This window comes from Pseudomonas kulmbachensis (assembly GCF_963681935.1).
In the GTDB taxonomy this organism is placed as follows: domain Bacteria; phylum Pseudomonadota; class Gammaproteobacteria; order Pseudomonadales; family Pseudomonadaceae; genus Aquipseudomonas; species Aquipseudomonas kulmbachensis.
Window position 1 is genome coordinate 1,521,352 of sequence record NZ_OY817088.1, and the last position, 21,342, is coordinate 1,542,693.

19 protein-coding genes are annotated in these 21,342 nt (G+C 56.7%); 8 read left to right on the forward strand and 11 right to left on the reverse strand.

The window, feature by feature from the left end; translation table 11 throughout:
• The first annotated feature begins 30 nt into the window (after positions 1-30).
• Positions 31-924, forward strand: a complete 894-nt coding sequence (locus U5A05_RS07120) for an ATP-binding protein (protein ID WP_261741420.1) — start codon at positions 31-33, stop codon at positions 922-924.
• The gene (locus U5A05_RS07125) at positions 917-1,399 is read left to right on the forward strand and encodes a GAF domain-containing protein (RefSeq protein ID WP_261741421.1); all 483 of its coding nucleotides are present in this window, start codon (positions 917-919) and stop codon (positions 1,397-1,399) included. The genes U5A05_RS07120 and U5A05_RS07125 overlap by 8 nt, the downstream gene beginning before the upstream one ends.
• On the opposite strand, the gene U5A05_RS07130 is transcribed toward U5A05_RS07125, so the two are convergent.
• From U5A05_RS07130 to U5A05_RS07165, 8 genes are all read right to left on the reverse strand, one after another.
• Complete coding sequence (locus U5A05_RS07130) at positions 1,396-4,353, reverse strand: HD domain-containing phosphohydrolase (RefSeq protein ID WP_321836013.1); 2,958 nt, start codon at positions 4,351-4,353, stop codon at positions 1,396-1,398. The two genes, U5A05_RS07125 and U5A05_RS07130, sit on opposite strands and share 4 nt — an antisense overlap.
• A 98-nt stretch (positions 4,354-4,451) precedes the next feature.
• Positions 4,452-8,075 (reverse strand): transporter substrate-binding domain-containing protein, encoded by a 3,624-nt coding sequence (locus U5A05_RS07135; RefSeq protein ID WP_321836014.1) that lies wholly within the window; start codon positions 8,073-8,075, stop codon positions 4,452-4,454.
• An 8-nt stretch (positions 8,076-8,083) separates the two neighbouring features.
• The gene (locus U5A05_RS07140; protein ID WP_261741424.1) at positions 8,084-8,710 is read right to left on the reverse strand and encodes a response regulator transcription factor; all 627 of its coding nucleotides are present in this window, start codon (positions 8,708-8,710) and stop codon (positions 8,084-8,086) included.
• A 354-nt stretch (positions 8,711-9,064) separates the two neighbouring features.
• Complete coding sequence (locus U5A05_RS07145; RefSeq protein ID WP_261741425.1) at positions 9,065-10,396, reverse strand: deoxyguanosinetriphosphate triphosphohydrolase; 1,332 nt, start codon at positions 10,394-10,396, stop codon at positions 9,065-9,067.
• Between the two features lie 171 nt (positions 10,397-10,567).
• Entirely contained in the window at positions 10,568-10,906 is a 339-nt protein-coding gene (locus U5A05_RS07150; RefSeq protein WP_321836015.1) for a hypothetical protein, read from the reverse strand.
• Complete coding sequence (locus tag U5A05_RS07155; protein ID WP_261741427.1) at positions 10,903-11,277, reverse strand: phage holin family protein; 375 nt, start codon at positions 11,275-11,277, stop codon at positions 10,903-10,905. Before U5A05_RS07155 ends, U5A05_RS07150 begins: the two co-directional genes overlap by 4 nt.
• 1 nt (position 11,278) lies before the next feature.
• A complete protein-coding gene (locus U5A05_RS07160) occupies positions 11,279-11,593 on the reverse strand; it encodes an ElaB/YgaM/YqjD family protein (protein ID WP_261741428.1) in 315 nt (104 codons plus the stop codon).
• 143 nt (positions 11,594-11,736) lie between these two features.
• Positions 11,737-13,470 carry a cation:proton antiporter gene (locus U5A05_RS07165; protein ID WP_321836016.1) on the reverse strand — a complete coding sequence of 578 codons (1,734 nt, stop codon included), beginning with the start codon at positions 13,468-13,470 and terminating at the stop codon, positions 11,737-11,739.
• A 209-nt stretch (positions 13,471-13,679) separates the two neighbouring features.
• Here U5A05_RS07165 and U5A05_RS07170 point away from each other — a divergent pair, with 209 nt between their 5' ends.
• Together U5A05_RS07170 and U5A05_RS07175 are read left to right on the forward strand one after the other, a co-directional pair.
• Positions 13,680-13,916, forward strand: a complete 237-nt coding sequence (locus tag U5A05_RS07170) for a glutaredoxin family protein (protein ID WP_261741430.1) — start codon at positions 13,680-13,682, stop codon at positions 13,914-13,916.
• A 54-nt stretch (positions 13,917-13,970) separates the two neighbouring features.
• Positions 13,971-14,861 carry a pseudouridine synthase gene (locus U5A05_RS07175; protein ID WP_321836017.1) on the forward strand — a complete coding sequence of 297 codons (891 nt, stop codon included), beginning with the start codon at positions 13,971-13,973 and terminating at the stop codon, positions 14,859-14,861.
• A 49-nt stretch (positions 14,862-14,910) separates the two neighbouring features.
• Here U5A05_RS07175 and U5A05_RS07180 read toward each other — a convergent pair whose 3' ends face one another.
• Both U5A05_RS07180 and mobA read right to left on the reverse strand, forming a co-directional pair.
• Complete coding sequence (locus tag U5A05_RS07180) at positions 14,911-15,132, reverse strand: YgdI/YgdR family lipoprotein (protein ID WP_261741432.1); 222 nt, start codon at positions 15,130-15,132, stop codon at positions 14,911-14,913.
• A 105-nt stretch (positions 15,133-15,237) separates the two neighbouring features.
• Positions 15,238-15,807 (reverse strand): molybdenum cofactor guanylyltransferase MobA, encoded by a 570-nt coding sequence (mobA, locus tag U5A05_RS07185; protein ID WP_321836018.1) that lies wholly within the window; start codon positions 15,805-15,807, stop codon positions 15,238-15,240.
• Positions 15,808-15,885: 78 nt separating this feature from the next.
• Here mobA and moaB point away from each other — a divergent pair, with 78 nt between their 5' ends.
• Together moaB and U5A05_RS07195 are read left to right on the forward strand one after the other, a co-directional pair.
• Positions 15,886-16,425, forward strand: coding sequence for a molybdenum cofactor biosynthesis protein B (moaB, locus tag U5A05_RS07190; RefSeq protein ID WP_321836019.1), 540 nt, complete (start codon positions 15,886-15,888; stop codon positions 16,423-16,425).
• Entirely contained in the window at positions 16,409-17,635 is a 1,227-nt protein-coding gene (locus tag U5A05_RS07195) for a molybdopterin molybdotransferase MoeA (protein WP_321836020.1), read from the forward strand. Before moaB ends, U5A05_RS07195 begins: the two co-directional genes overlap by 17 nt.
• Before the next feature lie 163 nt (positions 17,636-17,798).
• Here the strand turns inward: U5A05_RS07195 and U5A05_RS07200 are convergent, their stop codons facing one another.
• Complete coding sequence (locus U5A05_RS07200; RefSeq protein WP_321836021.1) at positions 17,799-19,244, reverse strand: mannose-1-phosphate guanylyltransferase/mannose-6-phosphate isomerase; 1,446 nt, start codon at positions 19,242-19,244, stop codon at positions 17,799-17,801.
• A 158-nt stretch (positions 19,245-19,402) separates the two neighbouring features.
• Here U5A05_RS07200 and yegS point away from each other — a divergent pair, with 158 nt between their 5' ends.
• Both yegS and U5A05_RS07210 read left to right on the forward strand, forming a co-directional pair.
• Entirely contained in the window at positions 19,403-20,296 is an 894-nt protein-coding gene (gene yegS, locus U5A05_RS07205; RefSeq protein WP_321836022.1) for a lipid kinase YegS, read from the forward strand.
• 95 nt (positions 20,297-20,391) lie between these two features.
• The gene (locus U5A05_RS07210; protein WP_321836023.1) at positions 20,392-21,327 is read left to right on the forward strand and encodes a chemotaxis protein CheV; all 936 of its coding nucleotides are present in this window, start codon (positions 20,392-20,394) and stop codon (positions 21,325-21,327) included.
• Positions 21,328-21,342: the final 15 nt, after the last annotated feature.

A 21,342-nucleotide genomic window follows, 5' to 3' on the forward strand; every position in this document is an offset into this window, starting at 1 on the left:
CATCATTGTGTATCAGTCTGAGGAAATGTTGTGAATTCTAAACTGGATGCCTTTCTGGAGCGGGCCGAGGCAGTGCTTGCACGTCTGGAACCCTTGCTGCCCGCGCAGCGCGAATCGATTGAGTGGAACGACTGCCTGGCCGCCCGGTGGCAGCGCGAGGGTCGCTCAGGTTATCTGATGCCGCTGCAGGTCAGTCTCGAGATGCGCCTTACGGACCTGATTGGCGTCGATAAACAGCGTGATCAGTTGAGCCGCAACACTAAACAGTTCCTTGATGGTTTACCGGCCAACCATGCTCTGCTGTGGGGCTCACGGGGTACAGGCAAGTCTTCGATCATCCGGGCTCTGCTCGCTGAATATGCCGGGGCTGGCTTGCGCCTGATTGAAATCGAGCGCGATCACCTGGCCGACCTGCCGCGTGTGGTCGAGCAGCTGCAGGGTTTACCGCAGCGCTTTGTGCTGTTTTGCGATGATTTGTCCTTCGAAGCTGGCGAGAGTGATTACCGGGTACTGAAAAGTGTGCTTGATGGTTCGTTGGAGCAAGCGCCGGATAACGTTTTGCTCTACGCAACGTCGAACCGTCGCCACCTGGTGCCGGAAAAGGAAAGCGACAACGAAAACTGGAAGAACGTCGACGGTGAGCTGCACCCTAACGAGGCAGTGGAAGACAAGATCGCCTTGTCCGACCGTTTCGGTCTTTGGCTGTCTTTCTATCCATTTACTCAGGAACACTTTCTGAGTGTGGTCGAGCACTGGATTGACGTGCTGGCCAGCAAGGCCGGCTTGCAGTGGCAGCGCGACGAGGCGCTGGATATCCTGGCTGTGCGCTGGGCTACCGGGCGCGGCAACCGTAACGGTCGTTGCGCTTATCAGTTCGCGCGGTATTGGGTTGGTTTGAAATTGTTGGAGCAAGCGCATGATTGATTTGAACGCCACAGGTGCAGGCCTGGACGGCTACACCCTGTTACAGGCGCAGTTGGAGTCGTTGTTGGCAGATGAACGTGACTTTATTGCCAACGCAGCGCAGTTTTCGGCGTTTTTGTATCACCAGCTGGATGATCTGAACTGGGCCGGGTTTTACCTCAATCGCAATGAAGAGCTGGTGCTGGGCCCGTTCCAGGGGCAGATTGCCTGCGTGCGCATTCCCTTTGGGCGTGGCGTTTGCGGGGCTGCGGCAGCGAGCAGGCAAACACAGCGGGTAGAGGATGTGCACGCGTTTGCCGGGCATATTGCTTGCGACAGCGCCTCAAACAGTGAGTTGGTTGTTCCGCTGATCAAGGATGGCCGTCTGATCGGCGTTCTCGATCTGGACAGTCCAAGCATCGGCCGGTTTAGCGAGCAAGACCAGCAAGGGGTTGAAGCGCTGGCTGCGATCTTTTTGCGCCTGAGCGAGTGCTAAAACCCCGTCAGCCCGGCCTTTAGCATTAGCGCGTCGATATCAATCGAATCGATTTGCTGGGGGTCGAGAAACTGCTGGGCGTACTGCATATACACCTGTTCGTGCATGAATAGTGCGAACAGCTGCGGGTCAATATGAGCATCGCGGCACATGATGGCCATGATGCTCAGCGCTTCACTTAACGTCTTGCTGCGTTTATAGGGGCGGTCCGAAGCAGTCAGTGCTTCGAAAATATCGGCAATCGCCATCATCCGTGACTCCAGGCTCATCTCCTCACGCTTCAAGCGTTTTGGATAACCGCTGCCGTCCATTTTTTCGTGATGGCCTCCCGCGATTTCAGTAATGTTGCTCAAGTAACCAGGCAACGGCAGGCTGCTGAGCATAAGGATGGTTTGAACGATGTGATTGTTGATGATGTAGCGTTCTTCGCCGGTCAAAGTGCCGCGTTTAATGCTCAAGTTGTGCAACTCGCCCCGGTTGAACTTGTATTGCGGTACGTCGAGTTTGAAGCCCCAGGGGTTTTCTGGCGCAATCACGTCGGCTTCAGGGCGATGAAACAGGTGCTCGGGTTTGTCGGCCAGCAACTGTTCCGTAACCGGCAGGTCTTGCTCCTCGCGGGTGGACTGGCGTTTGTTTTCTTCCCAGGAGACTCCCAGGCGATCATCCAGAGTTCGGCTCCAGGTACGCAGGGAAATAACGTCCAAACGCTCAAGATCAGCCTCCAGCATGGCCTCGCCACCTAGATTGCACCGGGCGACGAAGCTGAAGTCGTCATCCAGTGCCGCCAAGCTGGCATCGCGCAGTTCGGCCAGCTGTTGCTCGTTACCGCCCAAGGCGTGCGCTTGCCAGTAGTTGATCCACGTATCGCGTTTGAGCACTTCAAAGCGGGTACGGATCTCGTGAATACGGTCGTACAGAGTTTCAAGCTTGGTGGCTTTGTCGACTACGTACTCGGGCGTCGTGACTTTGCCGCAGTCATGTAGCCAGGCGGCGATGCGCAGGGCTTCCCATTGTTCATCCGTGGGGTTGTATTGCTCGAACGGTGGCTGCTGGTTCGCCGCGGCTGCTCGGGCCAGCATCAGAGTGAGGGTCGGAACCCGTTGGCAATGGCTGGCGGTATATGGGCTTTTGGCGTCGATAGCGCCCGCCAGCAGTTGAATCAATGCATCCAGCAATTGCTTTTGGTTGGCTTGCAGGCGCTGACTTTCAATCGCGACTGCGGCTGTGCCCGCCACAGCCTGGATAAAGGCCACCCGGTCAGCCTGCACGTTATCCTGATCGACACTGGAGCCACTGTCGTTCAGCACCAGTACCAGAATGCCTACGGTTTCGCTGTGGCGGTTGTGCAGGCGAATACCGATCACGTGGATACTCTGACTGTCCAGTACTTGCATCACCGGTTGCAAATAGCCCGCCTGCTCAAAGTTGAACGCGCGGGTAATACTGTCATTGCCTTGGCACAGAGCCCGCAGCCACTCCGGGCTCTGGCTGTCGTCAGGGTCCAGTGCAGTCTGTGGCAGGATTGTCAGGTCATGGGGCTGGCCATTGATGATCAATCCGTTAAGTTCCAGTTGCGTACTGTCGTTTTTTGTAAGGTAGATCAGGCTGGCCTGTGCCTGAGCGATCTTTAGGGTTTCAAACAGGACTGAATGCAATAAAGGTTCAAACCGGGTGTGCGCCGATAGGCTGGAGGTGATTTCAAAGAAGCTGGCGAGCGTTTCCTTCATACGCCCCATAGACGCCTCCAGCAGATCGATTTCGAGCACGGGCGACTGCTGCTTGAGCGGATAGCTGAAATCGAACCGTCGAATGGCATCGGCTTCGCGCACCAGTGCCTGCAAGGGCCTGACCAGCATTCGGGACGCCAGCCAGCCCAGTGGCAGGCACAGCAGCAGGATGGCCAGGGTCACTAGAGCACCTTGCCATCGCAGCTTGTAGGCATCGGCCAGCAGTTCGTCTTCCGGGATCATCATGGCCAGTTTCAAGCCATTGGAGCTGCCGTCGTTCACCTTGAGCGTCGAAACAATCCATTGGCGTTGGCCGTCGTTTAGACGTTGCGGCGCGTCGGCACCATGATTCATCAGATAGCTTAGGGCCGGACTCAGCTCCGAGACTTTGGGCAGTTGCGTGGGATCCTTGGCGGTTAACAACTTGCTGATATCCGGATAAGCGACTGCACGGCCATCGTCACCGAACAAAACCAGTTGCGTACCGGGCGTAGCCTGATGCTTGGCGAGGATGCCTGATAACTCTGAAAGGGTTACGTCTGCCCCGAGCACCGTGTTTGCAGCGCTGCGTTTGGCTAACGTCGTGCCGACTTCGTGAGTGGTGAAAAACAAATAAGGTCGAGTGGTGGTTTGGTTGTTATCGGCTAGCGCCGGAATAAACCAGCTCCGGGCGCGAGGGTCATAGGTTTCATTGGGGATGCTTCGCTGTTCCAACAGTGCCATGGAGGCATCCAAAAACTGGATTTTTGACTCGACCGTGGCTTGTTGTGCAGAGCGGTTTATGGTCCAGGCCTGGTAGCTGGCTTGTGGTGGGGCTTGAACCTGGCGTCTGGTGGCCTGATCACGCAAGGCTCTGACGAGGAAAAAATTTCCGTTGTCATCTCCAATGTAGAGCGCTGCCAGCGTGGGGTTGTCTGCGAGTATTTGTCCAAAGGGTTGAAGCAGCCTGGTTCTAAACTCGACGTGATCCGTTGTGACATTTGGATTGAGGGCCAACAGGTTCAGTACATTACGTATCGGTTGATAGGCGTTCAGTAAGTCGAGTTGCACCACCTGCTCGATATGGCGAAACAGATCCTGGCTGCTGCCGAGAATAATGCGGGTTGTTTGCTGGTAGTTGAACACGCCCAGCACGGTGCCCAGCATGAGCAACAGAAATGTAAACATCGCACTAATGTGGACATGCAGCGGGAACTGATGCTTGTGGGCGTGCGCAGGGTTGCGCATGAGATGTTTCTCCGCAGATATCTGCGTGCTGGTGCCTGTAAGCATAGTTACTCCGGGCCAATGCGCTCTTTGATTGGCCCAGCGGCGCCAGGAGGGGCTCAGGTGCTGTTGGCCAGTTTCTCAAGTTGCAGGGTTAGTGCCTGCTCCAGCGTTTGCATGGCGGCTTTCACCTCATCACGAATCTGCCCGAGGTTCGAGAGGTTGGCGTGCTCCAGGGCTTCACAGTGCTTGATTAGGGCATGGGCTCCGACGATCCTGGCAGCGCCTTTGATCCGGTGAGCAATATCGACAAACGCTTGCAACTCCCCGTCGTCAGGTAGTTCAAGCAGCGCCACGAGATCCTCGCGGTTGCTGAGTAACAGCTCTTGCAGCAAACGTGTTGTGCGTGTTTCGTCGCGTCCTGAAAGCGAGTAGATGCATTCGACACTGAACACCTCAGGGCAGATATTGAACGGTTCAAGCGTGCTCAAGCGTTGACTCAAGAGGGTCAGACTAATGGGCTTGAACAGGCAGTCGTCCATCCCGGCCTGCTTGCAGCGCTGGCGCTCTTCAGGTTGGGCATTGGCGGTAAACCCCAGCACCGTGCATGGCTTTTGCTGCGAAGCCTGCTCGTGCTGGCGGATGGCGCGAGTCAGGTCATAACCGTTCATGATCGGCATGTTGCAGTCTGCAATGACCAGGTCGAACGCACCTGCTTTCCAGGTTTTCAGGCCTGCTGCACCATCGTGTTCGGTAATAAATCGATGCCCCAGGAATCCCAATTGTTGGCACATCAACAAACGATTGGCGGGATGGTCATCCACCACCAGTACATTCAGTTGGCGAGCGGCCGGGGTGATTGTCGGCTCTTGCGTGGAGAGGGTCATGGCGGGCGCCAAAGCAGGTATTTTGAGGTTTATCTGCACCGTTGTACCGACGTTTGGCTGGCTGTTCAGTTCGAGGGTGCCGCCCATCATTTCGCACAGGCTGCGACAGATTACCAAGCCTAAGCCTGCGCCATTGAGTGCCAGTTGGCCGCTGTTCTCAACTTGGGCAAAGGGTTCGAACAGTCGTGCCTGATCGCGGTCACTGATACCAATGCCGGTGTCTGTAACGCTTAACTGAAGTTCAACCTGGTCAGGGGTAGTGACAGGCAGCAGATCGAGTTCGAGCGTCACCTGGCCGTGCAGGGTGAACTTGATCGCATTGCTGATCAGATTGGTCAGAATTTGCTTGAATCGAAGCGGGTCTATCAGTACATCGGGCGCATGGGTTTCAGGGTTGAATATCAGGCAGAGCGTGAGGTTTTTTTGTCGGGCCAGACCATCAAACACCCGGATCACGGAATTGGCCAGATAGCGCAGGTTGACCCGTTCCGGTGACAGGTTCAGCCGCCCGGATTCGATGCGGGCGATATCAAGGATGTCGCCAATCAACTCCAGCAGGTCTTTGGCCGAGTTGTAGGCAACTTCAATGGAGGGTCGGTCGAGATGTCCCTGATCGGCACGTTTCAAGGTGAGCTCAAGCAAACCGATAACGGCATTCATCGGCGTGCGGATTTCATGGCTCATGGTTGCCAGGAAGGTGCTTTTGGCTCGGTTGGCATCATCTGCCAGCTCTTTGGCGGTGCGCAGTTCATCCAGAAGCTGGCGGCGCTCACTGATATCAATCCAGCCGCCGATGATGCCCTGTACTTCGCCCAGCGAATCCCGGTAGGGGAGGATCCAGTGATAGATAGTGAGATTTTTATCGCCAATCTTCAGCGGGCGATCAAGGATGAGCGGTGTGCCTTCACGCATGACACGCAGGTAATCGGCCTGATAATCGTGGGCTTCGCACTCATTGTTCAGAAGGCTGCAGGTTTGCATCACCGTTTTGCCTATGATCTCTTCGCGCTTGGCCGAAAAGGCGCTCAAGTAGCTGTCGTTACAGGTTTTTAGAATGCCTTGGCGATCACGCACATAAATTGGATGAGGCGTGCCATTGACCAGCGCTCGCATAAATTCGTACTGATCACTGAGTGCCCGTTCGGCGATTTTCCGCTGGCGAATCTGGCGCCGCATATAGGCATTCCAGATCAATGACAGCAAAAGTAAAAGGCTGGTGCCAATAATGATCTGGTAAATCAGGCGGTGGTAGTTGCGCCAGTAGCTGTCAGTTGCCGGGACGTAGCCGCGCCAGCGACTGTTGATGATACCCAGCTCGTCAGGTGCAATGCTCAGTAGCGCCTTGTTGAGGATCGAGCTCAACTCGGTGGCACCGCGTGCGGTGGCGAGGGAAAACGTTGCAGGCTGAGTGCCGATGGTGGCGCTGATCTGCAACCGGTCCTGGAACACTTGTGAGGCCAGTAAGTAATTGGCGATCACCAGCGTGTTGACCGCACCTTGCACTTTTCCCTCGGCCAGCAGTTCTGTGGCGCGATAGATGTTCTCGGTTTCGATCAGTGTTATCTGCGGGTATTCACGGCGCAGGTAAGGGATCAGAGGGTTGCCTTGGGGCAGGGCCAGTTTTTTACCCGCCAGTTGCTCAAGATTTTTGGGGTGTTCATATTCTTTTGCCGTGAGCAGGACAAACGAGTTCACGAGGTAAGGGCGACTGAAATTGAGGGTGTCTTCCCGGGTAACAGACGGGCTGATGGCCGAGATGATGTCGGTTTCGTGCTGATTGATCATCTGGATCATGCTGCTGATGCTGTTCGCGTGCTGTATCTCGAAGCGCAGTCCGGTACGCAGGCGAATCATCTCCAGCAGATCGGCGGTAATGCCCCTGAAGTTGCCGTTGGCATCAAAGAATGTCAGCGGTGCCAGGGTTTCGTTGACCACCAATTTTACCACCGGGTGCAGGGCCAGCCAGCGCTCTTCGCGTTCTGAAAGCTGCAATTTTTGATCGGACATTAAAATGTCACTGCCTGCGCTCCAGCGTTTGGCAATGCTTTCTTGCTCGCTGTCGGGCACGGCCTTGAGTGCCTGGTTGATGATGTCGAGCAGTTGCGTGTTGTCACGGCGTACGGCAAAGCTGAAACCATGGGCTTCGTGTTTGCCGAAGTTGGCCATTTTGATGTTCTTCAGATACCCCTTGTTGATCATGTAATGGGTCGACACCGTGTCCCCCAGAAACACATCGGCCTGATCGAATGCCACGGCATTAATAGCGTTTTGATAAGAGGGGTAGGACTGAATGATCGCATTGGGGTAAAGCGCCTTGACCTCATCCAGTGGCAGGTAGTGGTAAACCATGCTTAAGCGCAAGCCAGCCAGGCCTTGGGAGAGCGAGCGTGTTTCACCCTCGCGGGTCACCAGTACAGGTTGGTCGATGGCATACGGCGTGGAGAGCAACAGGTTCTGGTTGGCGGCCTCAAAGCCATTTGAAGTACCCAGGAGGTCAATCCTGCCCTCTTCAAGGGCCTTGATGGCCGCGTCTCTGGTAGGGAAGCGCTGAACCTTGACCGATACGCTGAGGGCTCTAGCAAGAATGCCCAGGTAATCGGCTGTGAAGCCTTCATAGTCATGACCGCTGTCGGTCATGTCGAAGGGAGGGTAGTCCGCAGTGGAGGTGCCAACCTGGAGTTCGCGTTTTTCCCGCAGCCAGTGACGTTGGGTTTTATCCAGAGGTACTTCCATGTGATAGGTGCCCGAGCGGCTGAGCAATGAAAATGTTTCAGTGCGGGTTGGCTCGGCAAACACGGGCATGCACAGGATTAATCCTGCGAGCAGTGATAGATATTTTTTTAACCGCGTGGGCATCCTATTTCTCACACCAGGGCGTTGCGTTTGGCCAGTTCAATAAGATCAACCAGTGAATTGGCTTTAAGTTTTTGCATAAGTCGCTTTTTGTAAGTGCTCACGGTTTTGTTGCTGAGAAACATTCCTGTGGCTATTTCCTTGTTTGTTTTTCCTTGTGCAAACAGCTTCAGGACCATGAGCTCTCGATCGTTGACTAGTTTGAATAGGTCGATTTCCGAGAGGTTATCGTCTTCGTTTTTTTCAGGAGTCAATGCCTGGCTGGGAAAGTAATTGTAGCCTGAGAATACAGCTTTTATTGCACTGACAAGTTCACTCAGTTCTTCTTGTTTGCACACAAATCCAGCAGCACCTGACTGCATGCAGCGCATGGCGAAAAGCGTCGGTGATTGAGCGGTCAGGACCAGGGTTTTCAGAGTGGAGTTCATGGAGCTGAAACGCGCCAATACTTCCAGGCCATCAAGTTTTGGAATGCTGATATCAAGAATTATCAGGTCGGGGACGCACTCGCGGACCATTTGCATTGCATCTACACCATTGTCGGTTTCCCCGACTATTTCATAACCTTCATGCTCTAACAACATACGAATGGCCAGCCGAATAACCGGATGGTCGTCGACAATAAAAACTGTGCTCATATTAATTCCCCATAAAATGCTTCATAGAAAGCGCGCACCTTAGCTCAGTTATAAGGATGGGGGCACGATTCGAGTCGCCTACAAACGTAGTATGGGAGTTTTCCTACGCCAAATAAGGCGTGAGCTCACGGAATGTTTGAAGTGTATAAATAGTTTAATTGCGGGGCTAGGCGGATGTTTAATGTGTAAGACTATATGATTGTGTTGTTTTAGGTTATTTCCTACGCTGTGTTACTTGTTGTCTACATGGTGTTTTGTTGTGTTGTTTGTGCGTTTCAATAAGTGTTTGCAGATAATTGGTGGGGCATGGCATTTGGTTGTGCCCACCCTTTTCACAAGGGCGGGCAACCGTTGTCAGGTGGGGCTGGAGCGGCCGGTCATTTCTCTGGCCATTTCAGTGGCGTAACCATCGGTCATGCCAGCGATAAAGTCGATGATGCGCATAAACGAACGATGCAATGGCCAGTGTGGATCGGGGGCGTTATTACCCAACAAATCGAGGATGCGGCGGTTCTTGAAGGAAGGCGCGCGTCCGCCATGCTGTTCCAGCGCTGCGCCGCAGAAGGCATTGAGCAGGATTTCGAGGGTGGTATAGGCGCCGATTTCGTGCAGGGTCTTGCGTTTGTCCTGGAAGATTTTCTTGCGCGCCATGTCTTTGGCATCCAGCACGCAGCGCTTTGCCGGGCCGTGCATATGCTCGACCAGATCCCCCGGCAATGTACCTGCCAGCAGCGCATCCTGCTGTTCGACAAAGGCCTGTGCCGCAGCGTTGGTCAGATGTTCAATGGCCTTGCCACGCAGGATCGCCAGCTTGCGGCGCTCTGAGTCCCTTGGGCCGAGCTGGCGATAGGTTTGTGGCAAGTCATCGCCCACCAGGTCCAAGAGCAGGGCTTCGACTTCCGCGTATTGCAGCAGATCCATCTCCAGGCCATCTTCAAGATCGATCAACCCGTAACAGATGTCATCGGCTGCCTCCATCAAGTACACCAAGGGATGGCGCGCCCAACGCTGGTCTTCTATTTGTGGCAGCCCCAGCTTGTGGGCAATACCTTCGAGCAGGTGCAGCTCACTTTGATAGCAGCCGAACTTGTGCTTTTTATAGCCCAGCGAGTCGGCGTGGCGTGCTGTCCAGGGGTACTTGAGAAAGGTGCCCAGGGTTGCATGGGTCAGGCGGGTGCCGCCGTCGAACTGGTGGTACTCAAGCTGTGTCAGCACCCGAAACCCCTGGGCGTTGCCTTCAAAACTCAAGAAATCATTGCGCTCAGCGTCACTCATGTCATCCAGCCAGCCACGTTTGGCTGCTTGTTCAAACCAGTTGCGAATGGCGTCTTCCCCGGAGTGACCAAAGGGCGGGTTGCCAATGTCATGGGCCAGGCAGGCCGATTGCACCACCATGCCCAGATCGGCGGGGTCGCACCACTCAGGCAGGGCGCTGCGGATTGTTTCGCCCACGCGCATGCCCAGCGAGCGACCGACGCAGCTGACTTCGAGTGAGTGGGTGAGCCGGGTATGGATGTGATCGTTACTGTTGACCGGATGAACCTGGGTCTTGCGTCCCAGGCGGCGAAATGCGCCCGAAAAGATAATCCGGTCGTGGTCTTTGTGAAAAGGGCTGCGTCCGAGTTCTTCCGGGCTGTGGTGCGGTTTGCCGAGGCGTTCGCGATTAAGCAGGGTTTGCCAATCCAAGGCGCAGTGCTCCGTTAATGACTGATCACGCAGCTTATCGCTTCTGGGCAGTATTCTGTAGTCGCTGGCGAAGGCTGCGTTGGGCTACGCAGCAACCCCCGCCCTTGTCATTGCAACGAAGGTCCTGCGGCCCCTGTCGCAGTCTGCGGCCTCGGCTACAGAGCATCAGCCTCAAGGCTTGCGCGTGGCCTGTATGACCATTTTGATCAGTGGCAACAGGCCGGTAGTCAGCCCAATCCAGCGAGAGGAGCCGTCAGTGCTTTTGCTTTTGGCGCCTCTACCGGTCAGAAAACCGAGCAGGGTGACAATCCCGACCCCCCACAAGGGAGCGTGCTTGATCCCCAGGGTTTCTTGCCAGTTACTGGTCATCCCGCGCATTTTTTGCAACGGTTGCAGCAGCTGTTGCGATTCATGACGAATCTCTTGGCGGTGCATTTCCATACGCAGGCGAATCAAGGTTTTGCGCAGTTCCTGGCGTGAGGCGTTTTTCGGCAATTCAGGCAGGCTCATGGCAGCAAACGCTCGCGGTCTTTGGCCAGCTCTTCGAGCGTGGCGTTGAAAGGAGAGGACTCGTCGAACACCGCCGCTTTAAGACGCAGCCCGCAGAAAACCGCGGCCAGCGTATAAAACAGACAAAGCCCGAGGATCCCGCTGATGCGGTAACTGTCCCAGAGCAGAATCATCACCAGCGCCGACAGCCCGATCAGCAGCAGTAACCCGAACACCAGTGCCAGCCCGGCAAATAACAACAGGCTGACAGTGCGCGCCTTTTGCTCTTGCAGTTCGATGCCCAGCAGTTCGACATGGCTGTGCAACAGACCTAGAAACGCGGCACCCAGGCGCCGCGGTGAGGAACGGGGGGAGCCGGATTCGTCTGTCATATCAGCGCCGAGTTGCCAGCAGACCAATCAAAAAACCTACGCCAGCTGCAATACCCACGGACTGCCACGGGTTGGTCTGAACGTAATCTTCAGCAGCCACCACGGCAGCCTGGCCACGTTCTTGTAGAGACCCTTTGGTTTCTTCAATGGTTTCACGGGCTTTAAGCAGGCTTTCCTTGATCTGTGCGCGCAGCTCTTCAGCCTGATCACCGGCCAGGGAGGCGGAGTGCTCCAGCAGCCTTTCAGTGTCGAGCACCAGAGCCTGGAAATCGGCCATCAATATTTCTTGAGCATTCTTTGCTGTTTTGCGGGCCATGATTAACTCCGTTAGTGGCTTGATGATCGTTCGAGTGTAGGCCTTCGGTGAAGGTTCACTCGCTTCTCTGACATTACATGGGCTATCGGGATGCACATGCCAGAGAGGTTTATTTTGATACAGGGGTAAAACCTTACCTTAAATCATTCGTTTTCGCGGGAGGTTGCTGCATCACGCGAGTCAGTGCTTTCAAAGCAGCCTTCCAGCAAGTGATAGCGGTTATGACGCACTTCATCCACCCTGCGTTGCACGGTTTTTTCTGGCAGGCCAAGCATGACCAGTGCGTGGGAGGCGAGCATAAGGCTCGACTCCAGGAGTTCCGGCACCACTTCCGTGGCCCCGGCGGCTTTGAGGTCGGCGAGTTGGCTATCGTCGCGGGTTCTGACCAGGATCGGGACCTCGAGGGTTATCAGTCGAGCCTCCTTGAGCACGCTCATGGCCACCTCGGTATTGTCTACGGCAATCACCAGCAGTCGCGCGCGATCAAGGCCTACGGCTCGCAGTAAATCACCCCGCCGGGCGTCGCCGTAATGCACACTGCTGTGCGCTTCGGCTGCTTCCTGAATTCGATCAGGGTCGTAGTCCAGTGCGACAAAGTCCTTGTGCTCGCGGCTTAGAAAACGCCCGATGGACTGGCCTACTCGGCCATAACCGCACATCACCACGTGGTCGTGCAGCTCGGCACTTTGTGCGGTAATTTCCTCCAGTTCGGCTTCTTCGTAGGATTGGCGGTGCAAACGGGCTGCGATTTTTGGCGCGGCCCTTAGCAACAAAGGCGTCAGCAGCATTGAGCAGAATGTGGCAGCCAGCAGGTAGGCGGCAAAATCGGGCGGGATCAGGGAATTGAGTTGCATCTGCGCCATCAGTGCAAAACAGAATTCGCCGCCCTGGGCCAGCGCCAGACCACTGCGCCAGGCCGTTTCACCGTCGCTGCCGCGCAGTTTGACCAGTATTGCCACTACTGCGCCCTTGATCAGCATCAGGGCCACAGTCAGGCCCAAAATCAGGAGGCCGTGGTGGACGAAAAGTTGCAGGTCAATCAGCATGCCGATGCTGACAAAAAACAGGCCCAGCAAGATGTCCCGGAATGGCCTGATATCCGCTTCGATCTGGTGCCGGTAGTGGCTTTCACCCAGTAGCATCCCGGCAAGAAACGCGCCCAGTGCGGGTGACAGCCCGAGCAGATGGGTGAGCCAGGCGGTAAGCAGTACGATCACCAGCGCCAACAATACGAACAGCTCGGCGGAGCGTGATGCGGCCACTTCGTGGAACAGGCGCGGCAGCAGAAAGCGGCTGGCAAACAGCAACCCGAAAAATAAAATTACCGTTTTACCCAAGGTAACTGGCAAGGCCCAATACCAGGCCTGATCGCTACTGCCTGCGAATACGGGCACCAGGGTGAGCAACAGCACCGCGACAACGTCTTGAAACAGCAACACGCCAATTGCGTTCTGGCCGTGGCGACTGAAAATTTCCCCCAGGCTGGTGAGTTCTTTGCTGACGATTGCCGTGGACGAAAGCGCGAGCCCCGCACCGAGCAAAAACGCGCCGCTAAAGCTCATTCCAAACCCATACAACAGACCGCCCAGAGCAATTGCACAGCACAGCACTTGCAGGCTGCCGAGCCCAAACACTACCCGGCGCAGCTTGAGCATCTTGGGCAGAGAGAACTCCAGCCCGAGGGAAAACAGCAAAAACACCACCCCAAGTTCTGCCAGGTCGGGCAAGTCCGGGCTGTCGTTGATCCAGTCCAGTGCGGTAGGGCCAACTAACAGGCCGACACACAAATAACCCAGCACCGGCGGCAACTTCAGGCGCCGAAAGAGGGCAATAACCACCAGCGACGAGGCCAGAATGATGAGTAGATTGGCAAACACGAAGACTTCCCTGTCAGGTCGGGTAAAAAGGTCGCGAGCATCCGGCAATTGAGAAGGGCTGTCGCTGATGTGGGTCAAGCGTAGTCGCAAGGAGCGTAATAGAGCGATTGTATTGCAACATCGGTGAAGTGACTGGTGGTATCTGCTACGGGTCGACGTCGCCCGGCAAGGCTCCTAAGATGAACACTTTATTACTTAGGTCGTTATTTATGCCTCCCGAATGTCAATTGTTCGGCACCTTGGGCTGCCACCTGTGTGAGCTGGCCGAAGCGATTCTAATGCCTTTGGTTGAGCATGGGTTGATGGTCGAACTGGTCGATATCGCTGACAGCGACGCGCTGTTTGAAAGTTACGGTCTGCGTATACCCGTATTGCGTCGGGTAGACACGGGCCAGGAGTTGGACTGGCCTTTTGATGCTGAGCAAGTGGTGAACTTTCTCGGATAAACCCCGGGTCTTTGCGCGATAATCGCCGGCTGCATTTATCGTCCGAGTTCCTCTATGTCGCCCCAGCCTTTCAACGCCGCCGAGCATCAAGCCAGCACTTTGTATCTGCCGCCAGGCAGCTGGCTGACGGTGCTCGACTGTCTGTGTGAGCATTTTCGCGCCATCAGCCGCGACCAGTGGCTCGACCGTATCGCCCGTGGCCGGGTCCTGGACGTTAATGGCGCGCCGATCAGCCCACTGTTGGCCTATAAAGAAGGCCTGCGCATTCACTATTTTCGCGAAGTGCCCAACGAAACACCGATCCCGGTGCAAGAAACCATCCTGTATGCCGATGAGCATCTGGTTGTGGCCGACAAGCCGCACTTTCTGCCGGTGACCCCGGCGGGCGAGTATGTTGAGCAAACGCTGTTACGACGCTTGATCCGAACGCTGGATAACCCGCATCTAGTGCCGTTGCACCGGATCGACCGGCATACAGCGGGCCTGGTGCTGTTCTCGGCTAACCCGCAGAGTCGTTCGGCGTATCAGTCGTTATTTCCCACTCGAAAAATTGAAAAACGCTACGAAGCCATCGCTCGGGCCTTGCCTGATCTGGCACTGCCGCTGGTGCATAAAAGCCGCTTGGTCGAAGGCGAGCCGTTTTTCCGGATGCAAGAAGGGCAGGGCGTCAGCAATACCGAAACCTTGGTCGATCTCTGTGAGAAAAATGGTGATTTGTGGCGTTATGCGCTGTACCCGGTCACCGGGAAAAAACACCAGTTGCGGGTGCATATGGCGGCACTGGGGGCGGGAATCTGCAATGACCCGTTTTACCCCGAGGTACTCAAGGATGCTGTCGATGACTACGCCAACCCGCTAAAGCTGCTGGCCCAGAGCTTGCGCTTTGTCGACCCGCGGACGGGTGAAGAACGTTTTTTTGAAAGCCGGATTCAGCTGGACTGGTGAGCGGATCTCTGGATGTGTGGGAGCGAGCAAGCTCGCTCCCACAGCAGGTTTACAGCTCTTTGACGGTACGAATCTGGTCTTTATTGATACGGGTTTCTTTGCCGTCCAATTGTTTGAACTGGTAGAAGCCCGAAGCGTCATCGTATTTTGGCGCGTCGACTGTCTGGATTTCACGGCCGTCGTTAAGCGTGATCACTGAAGGCGAAGAGCAGCCGGCAAGGGCAGCCAGGCCAGCAGCGAGCATAAGGGCGGCGAGAGTCCGGTTAGTCATGGTGTATCTCCAACAAGTGAATGTGCTGTTATGGATTAACTGTCCCTGAGACGTATACATCGTCTGCAAGTTCCATTGCTAGTGTCGCGCGGACACCTGCGCGGATTATTTCAGGAAGTCCGCCGTATTGAAATTAGTCAGTCGAGAGTCATTGTCCGCGCATTGCCAGGCCCGAGCATTGAGCTGCAGCATGATTTTGCGTGGACTGCGTTCGCCCCTCGCCCATGCAGCTTCGAAGGCGGGTGCCAGTGCAGTCGGGATCACGCACAGCAGCGGCTCCCACTGTTCGCCGTGACGCACCATCACCGGTTGATCGGGGTGTTCGCCAGCCGCGCCAAGCAGTGCGCCGAGCAAGTCGCTGTCCATGTTGGGTACATCACACGGCAACACCAACAAGTGTGAATGCCTGGCCGCGGCCAGACCCACTCGGATCCCCGCCAGAGGGCCGTCAAAATCATCATTGCCATCACTGACTAACTGGTCGGCATATTCTGCGTACCGGTCGTGGTTGCGATTGCACGAAATGATCAGATCATCGGTCAGCGGGCGAGCAATGCGCTGTACGAACTCAATCAATGGTTTGCCCTGCCACGTCACCAGGCCTTTGTCCTGACCGCCCATACGCTGGCCGCGTCCGCCTGCCAGCAGCAAAATTGAGCATTGAAACTGGTGCATAAAGGACTCCGCGCAACCAGCAAAAAGAAGGGCTGTGATATAACACCGGGCTGTTTCTCCTACAACTGGACCTCGTCTATGAAAGCCAAGGTTGATGCACCTTTCGTACCTTTAAATATCGCCGTTCTGACCGTCAGTGATACCCGGACTCTCGAAACCGATACTTCTGGCCAGGTCTTTGTCGACCGCCTGAGTGATGCCGGGCACAACCTGGCTGCTCGGGAGCTGCTCAAGGATGACCTGTATAAAATCCGTGCCCAGGTCGCGACCTGGATTGCCGAGGATGAGGTGCAAGTGGTGCTGATCACTGGCGGCACAGGGTTTACTGCACGCGACAGCACGCCTGAAGCCGTGAGTTGCCTGCTGGATAAACAGGTTGATGGCTTTGGCGAGTTGTTCCGTCAAATTTCGCTGGCTGACATTGGTACGTCGACCGTGCAGTCCAGGGCCTTGGCCGGTTTGGCCAACGGTACGCTGGTGTGCTGCCTGCCGGGTTCGACCAACGCGGTACGCACCGGTTGGGACGCAATTTTGGCCGAGCAACTGGACTCACGCCATCGCCCATGTAACTTCGTCGCCCACTTGAAGCAGGCACCGGCCTGTGAAAGCCGTGGGTAAGCCAGGCCGTACGGGCGAGCTGATGCCCGTCGAAGTGGCTTTGGCGCGCTTGCTGGCGTTGGCCGAAGCTGCGCCGATCCGCGATACCGAGTCGGTGCTGCTGGCAGCCAGTGCTGGCCGGGTGTTGGCCCATGACCTGATTTCAAGTCTTGATCTGCCACCGTGGCCTAACAGTGCGATGGACGGTTATGCGCTGAATGTGGCCGATTGGTCGGGTGAGCCGCTAGCGGTTAGCCAGCGTATTTTTGCGGGCGCGGCGCCAGAGCCCTTGGCTCCCGGGACGTGTGCGCGGATCTTTACCGGCGCGCCTGTGCCTGAGGGGGCGGACTGCGTCGAAATGCAGGAAAACGCCCAGGTGCAGGCTGACGGTCGTGTGGCCTTTACTCAAGCCTTGCATGCCGGTCAGAACATTCGCCCACAAGGGCAAGAAACCACCATTGGCGAAGTAGTCCTGTCGGCAGGCACCCGTTTGGGGCCGGTTGAACAGGGGCTGGCCGCGTCCCTGGGTTGCGCCACGCTGCAAGTGATTCGTCGGGTCAAAGTTGCCGTGTTGTCGACGGGTGATGAGTTGGTTGAGCCGGGTCAGCCATTGGGCCCTGGGCAAATCTACAACAGCAACCGCGTATTGCTCAGCAGTTGGCTGACGCGATTGGGGTGTGAAGTGGTCGATGCGGGGATCTTGCCCGATGACTTGCCTGCGACCCGTCAGCGCTTGGGTGAGCTGAGTGCGGTTGACCTGATTTTGTCTACCGGCGGGGTGTCGGTGGGCGAGGCCGATTATTTGGGCGTTGCTCTGCGCGAAGAAGGCGAGCTGGCCTTGTGGAAACTGGCAATCAAACCGGGGAAACCCCTGACCTGTGGGCATTTCCGCGGCGTGCCGGTGATTGGTTTGCCGGGCAATCCGGCCTCGACCCTGGTTACTTTCGCGATGCTTGCACGACCTTACCTGCTGCGCCGTCAGGGCGTGCAAGCGGTCGAACCGCTGAAGTTCCAGGTGCCAGCCGGTTTTGTATGGCCCAAGCCGGGCAATCGCCGCGAGTACTTGCGCGGTCGCTTGGAGCAAGGGCGTGCGCTGATCTACAAGAACCAGAGTTCGGGCGTGTTACGCAGCGCGGCCTGGGCCGACGGGCTGGTGGAAGTGCTCGAAGAGCGCACCCTGGTTGAAGGCGACTGGGTGGGCTTTATCCCGTTGAGTGAAGTGCTGGGTTGACGCCTTGTGGGGCGGAGAACTTGTAGCAGCTGCCGTAGGAACGAGGCTGCGTTCGGCGACGTAGTCGTCGCGAAATCAGGCACTGCGGTGTGCCAGTAAAACCCGGCTCTCAGAGTTTACGACGACTCCGTCGCCGAACGCAGCCTCGTTCCTATGGCAGCTGCTACGTAATCGGCGCGCGCCCATAAATATCGGTCAAACGCACGATATCGTCTTCGCCCACGTACTCGCCGCTTTGCACTTCGATCATCACCAGATCAACCGCCCCGCAGTTGCTCAGGCGATGAGGGCTGCCGGGTTTGATAAAGGTGGACTCGTTGGTATCGAGGATAAAATCGAGGTCGCCGTTGGTCACCTGCGCCCTGCCGCTGACCACGATCCAGTGTTCGCTGCGGTGCTGGTGCGTTTGCAAGGACAGCGCGGCCAGAGGTTTGACCACGATGCGCTTGATCTTGAACCCCGGGCCTTCTTCCAGCACGGTGTAAGTCCCCCACGGGCGGGTCACGGTGCGGTGCAGGCGATAAGCATCGTGGCCCTGAAGCTTGAGCGCCTGGGCAATATATTTAACGTCCTGGCTGCGCTTGGCATCGGCGACGAGCAGCGCATCCGGTGTGTCGACAATGATCAGGTCATGCAGGCCCACCCCGCCCACCAGACGCTTGGGTGAATCGATGTAGCAGTTATGTACGTCGTGCAGCACGTGTTCGCCATTGCACTGGTTGCCATTGGCGTCTGCCGGGCTCAGTTCGCGTACCGCCTGCCAGGAGCCGATATCGCTCCAGCCCAGTTGGCAGGGCACCACGGCCACTTTTTGCGAATGCTCCATCAGTGCGTAGTCGATAGAGATATCGGGCACCAGGGCGAAGCTCGGGCTATCCAGTTCGAGGTGGCGCTGCTGTTGGCCCTGGAACACCTGGCTGTGTTCCAGGCAATGGATCACTGCGGCCAGTACCTCAGGCGCGTGGGTCTTGAATTCGCGCAGCACGCTGTCGACGCGCATGCAGAACATGCCGCTGTTCCACAGATGCAGGCCGCCATCGAGGTAGTCCTGGGCCGTCCGGGTGTCAGGTTTTTCAACAAACTGCGCCACTTCAAAGCCGCCACTGCTCAGCGCCGGGCCTTTCTCGAGATAGCCGAAACCGGTTTCGGCTCGGGTTGGCAAAATGCCGAATGTTACCAGCCAGCCCCGGTCAGCCAATTGCCGGGCACTGTCGACCGCCTGACCGAAGGCCGCGATGTCGGTGATCAGATGGTCGGCGGGCAGCACCAGCAGTTGTGCATCGCCACCGTAGCGTTGCGCCACCTGCAGGGCGGCGGCGGCAATCGCCGGGGCAGTGTTGCGGCCGAAAGGCTCAAGGATAAAATCCAGCTCGACGCCGCAGGCATTCAGTGGGCGGTAATCGTCGAGCGTGCGGAAAAAGACGTCGCGATTGGTCACAGTCAGTAATTGGCCAACATCAGGTAGGCCGATTGCACGACTGAAGGTCTTTTGCAGCAGGCTCTGGCCGTCTGGCAGGCACATAAAGGGCTTGGGCATGGCTTCTCGCGACACTGGCCACAGCCGGGTGCCAGCGCCACCGGCGATGATGCAGGGAACCAGTGTGCTCATTCAGAACGCCTCTAGAATCATTGAATTGCTGTCAGACGTTGAAGTCTGACGGGTTCTGCGGCTTTGATCGACCTGTGGTTGTTAAATCATGACGGTATGGGTCTTTCTGCTCTGGCTGTTGTCCAAGCATTCAGGCCGTTTATGACGAGGGATGGAGCATGAGTTCAGGTAAGGCGTTTTTGATTTTGCATGGCAAGCAAGCCCTTAACGAAGAGGTGCGGGCGGCCGTTGAGCATCAGCGTGCGGCAGGCTGGGAGTTGGCAGTACGCCTGACATGGGAGGCCGGGGATGCACAGCGTCTGGTGCGCGAAGCGCTGGATGCTGGCTACACCCATCTGATCGCTGGCGGCGGTGATGGTACCTTGCGCGATATTTGTGAGGCCATGGCGCTGGCCGATACCGAAGCCAGTCTGGTGCTGTTGCCGCTGGGCACTGCCAATGATTTTGCGCGAGCGGCAGGTGTATCGCTGGAGCCCCACGAAGCCCTGGCCTTGCTCGATACGCCTGCCCGGGCGATTGACCTGGGGGAGGTCGGTGGTCAGTTGTTTTTGAACATGGCCACCGGGGGCTTTGGTAGCCAGGTGACGGCGAATACGTCCGAAGACTTGAAAAAAGTCCTGGGCGGCGCGGCCTATCTGTTTACCGGTCTGTCGCGCTTCAGCGAGCTGCACGCGGCGTACGCCGAGTTGCAGGGCCCCGATTTTCACTGGAAAGGCGAGCTGCTGGCGCTGGGAATCGGCAACGGTCGCCAGGCGGGAGGCGGGCAAGCGTTGTGCCCTGAAGCCCTGGTCGATGATGGCTTGCTGGACATCAGTATCTTGCCTGCGCCCCAGGAAATCGTAGGCACCCTGAAGAGTCTGATGGCAGAGGGTTGGGGGCTGGATAATCTGTTTGTTCGGGCGCGCCTGCCCTGGATTGAAATCAAGGCTGCCGAGGGTCTTTCAATGAATCTCGATGGCGAGCCGCTTGAGGGTGACGCCATGCGCTTTACGGTGCGCAAGGGCGCCTTGAAGGTTCATTTGCCGGTGGGGTCGCCATTGCTGGGCCAGTGAAGCGTTGCGGGATAGTTGGTGGCTATCCGATATCAAGGTTGCGGGAATTCGGCCGATAAGGTTGGTCATCAAGTTCCTACGCTCAGGAGTTACTCATGGCCGGCATCCTCGACACGGTAGACCAGCGCACTCAGTTGGTCGGTGCAAACCGACTGGAACTTCTCATGTTCCGCCTGGCAGGTCGGCAGCTGTTCGCGATCAACGTATTCAAGGTGCAGGAGGTTCTGCAACTGCCGAAACTGACCCTGATGCCACACCGCCATCCCCATGTCTGTGGCGTGGTCAATTTGCGCGGCAAAACCCTGCCAGTGATCGACCTGTCCCGGGCGATTGGCATGCGTGCTCTGGTGCCAGGCCCAGACAGCACCATCATCGTGACCGAGTACAACCGTTCGGTGCAGGCCTTCCTGGTGGGTGGGGTCGACCGCATTGTCAATATGAACTGGGAGGCCATCCTGCCACCGCCCACCAGTGCCGGGCGCCAGCATTACCTGACCGCTATCAGCAATGTTGATGACCAATTGGTCGAGATCATTGATGTGGAGAAAGTCCTGGCTGAAATCGTGCCGTACAACGCCAAGGTGTCGCGGGAGAAGCTTGCTGATCCGATCTTTGAGCAGGTGCGGGGGCGTGAAGTGCTGCTGGTCGACGACTCCAGCGTGGCCTTGGCGCAACTGCGCGAAACGCTCTCGCAACTGGGGATCAAAATGCACATCGCCAGCGATGGTCTTAAGGCATTGAACATGCTCAAGGGCTGGGCCGACACCGGTCAGGACATGACCGACAAGCTGCTGATGATATTTACCGATGCCGAAATGCCGGAAATGGATGGCTATCGGTTGACCACTGAAATTCGCAACGATCCGCGTTTGCGCAGCCTGTATGTGGTGCTGCATACCTCGCTGTCTGGCAGCTTCAACGAATCAATGGTGAAAAAGGTCGGTTGCGACAATTTCCTGTCCAAATTCCAGCCGGACAAACTGGTGGATGTTGTGCGTCAGCGCCTGATGCTGGACCAAGTGCCTGCGTGAAGCTGCGTATCTTTG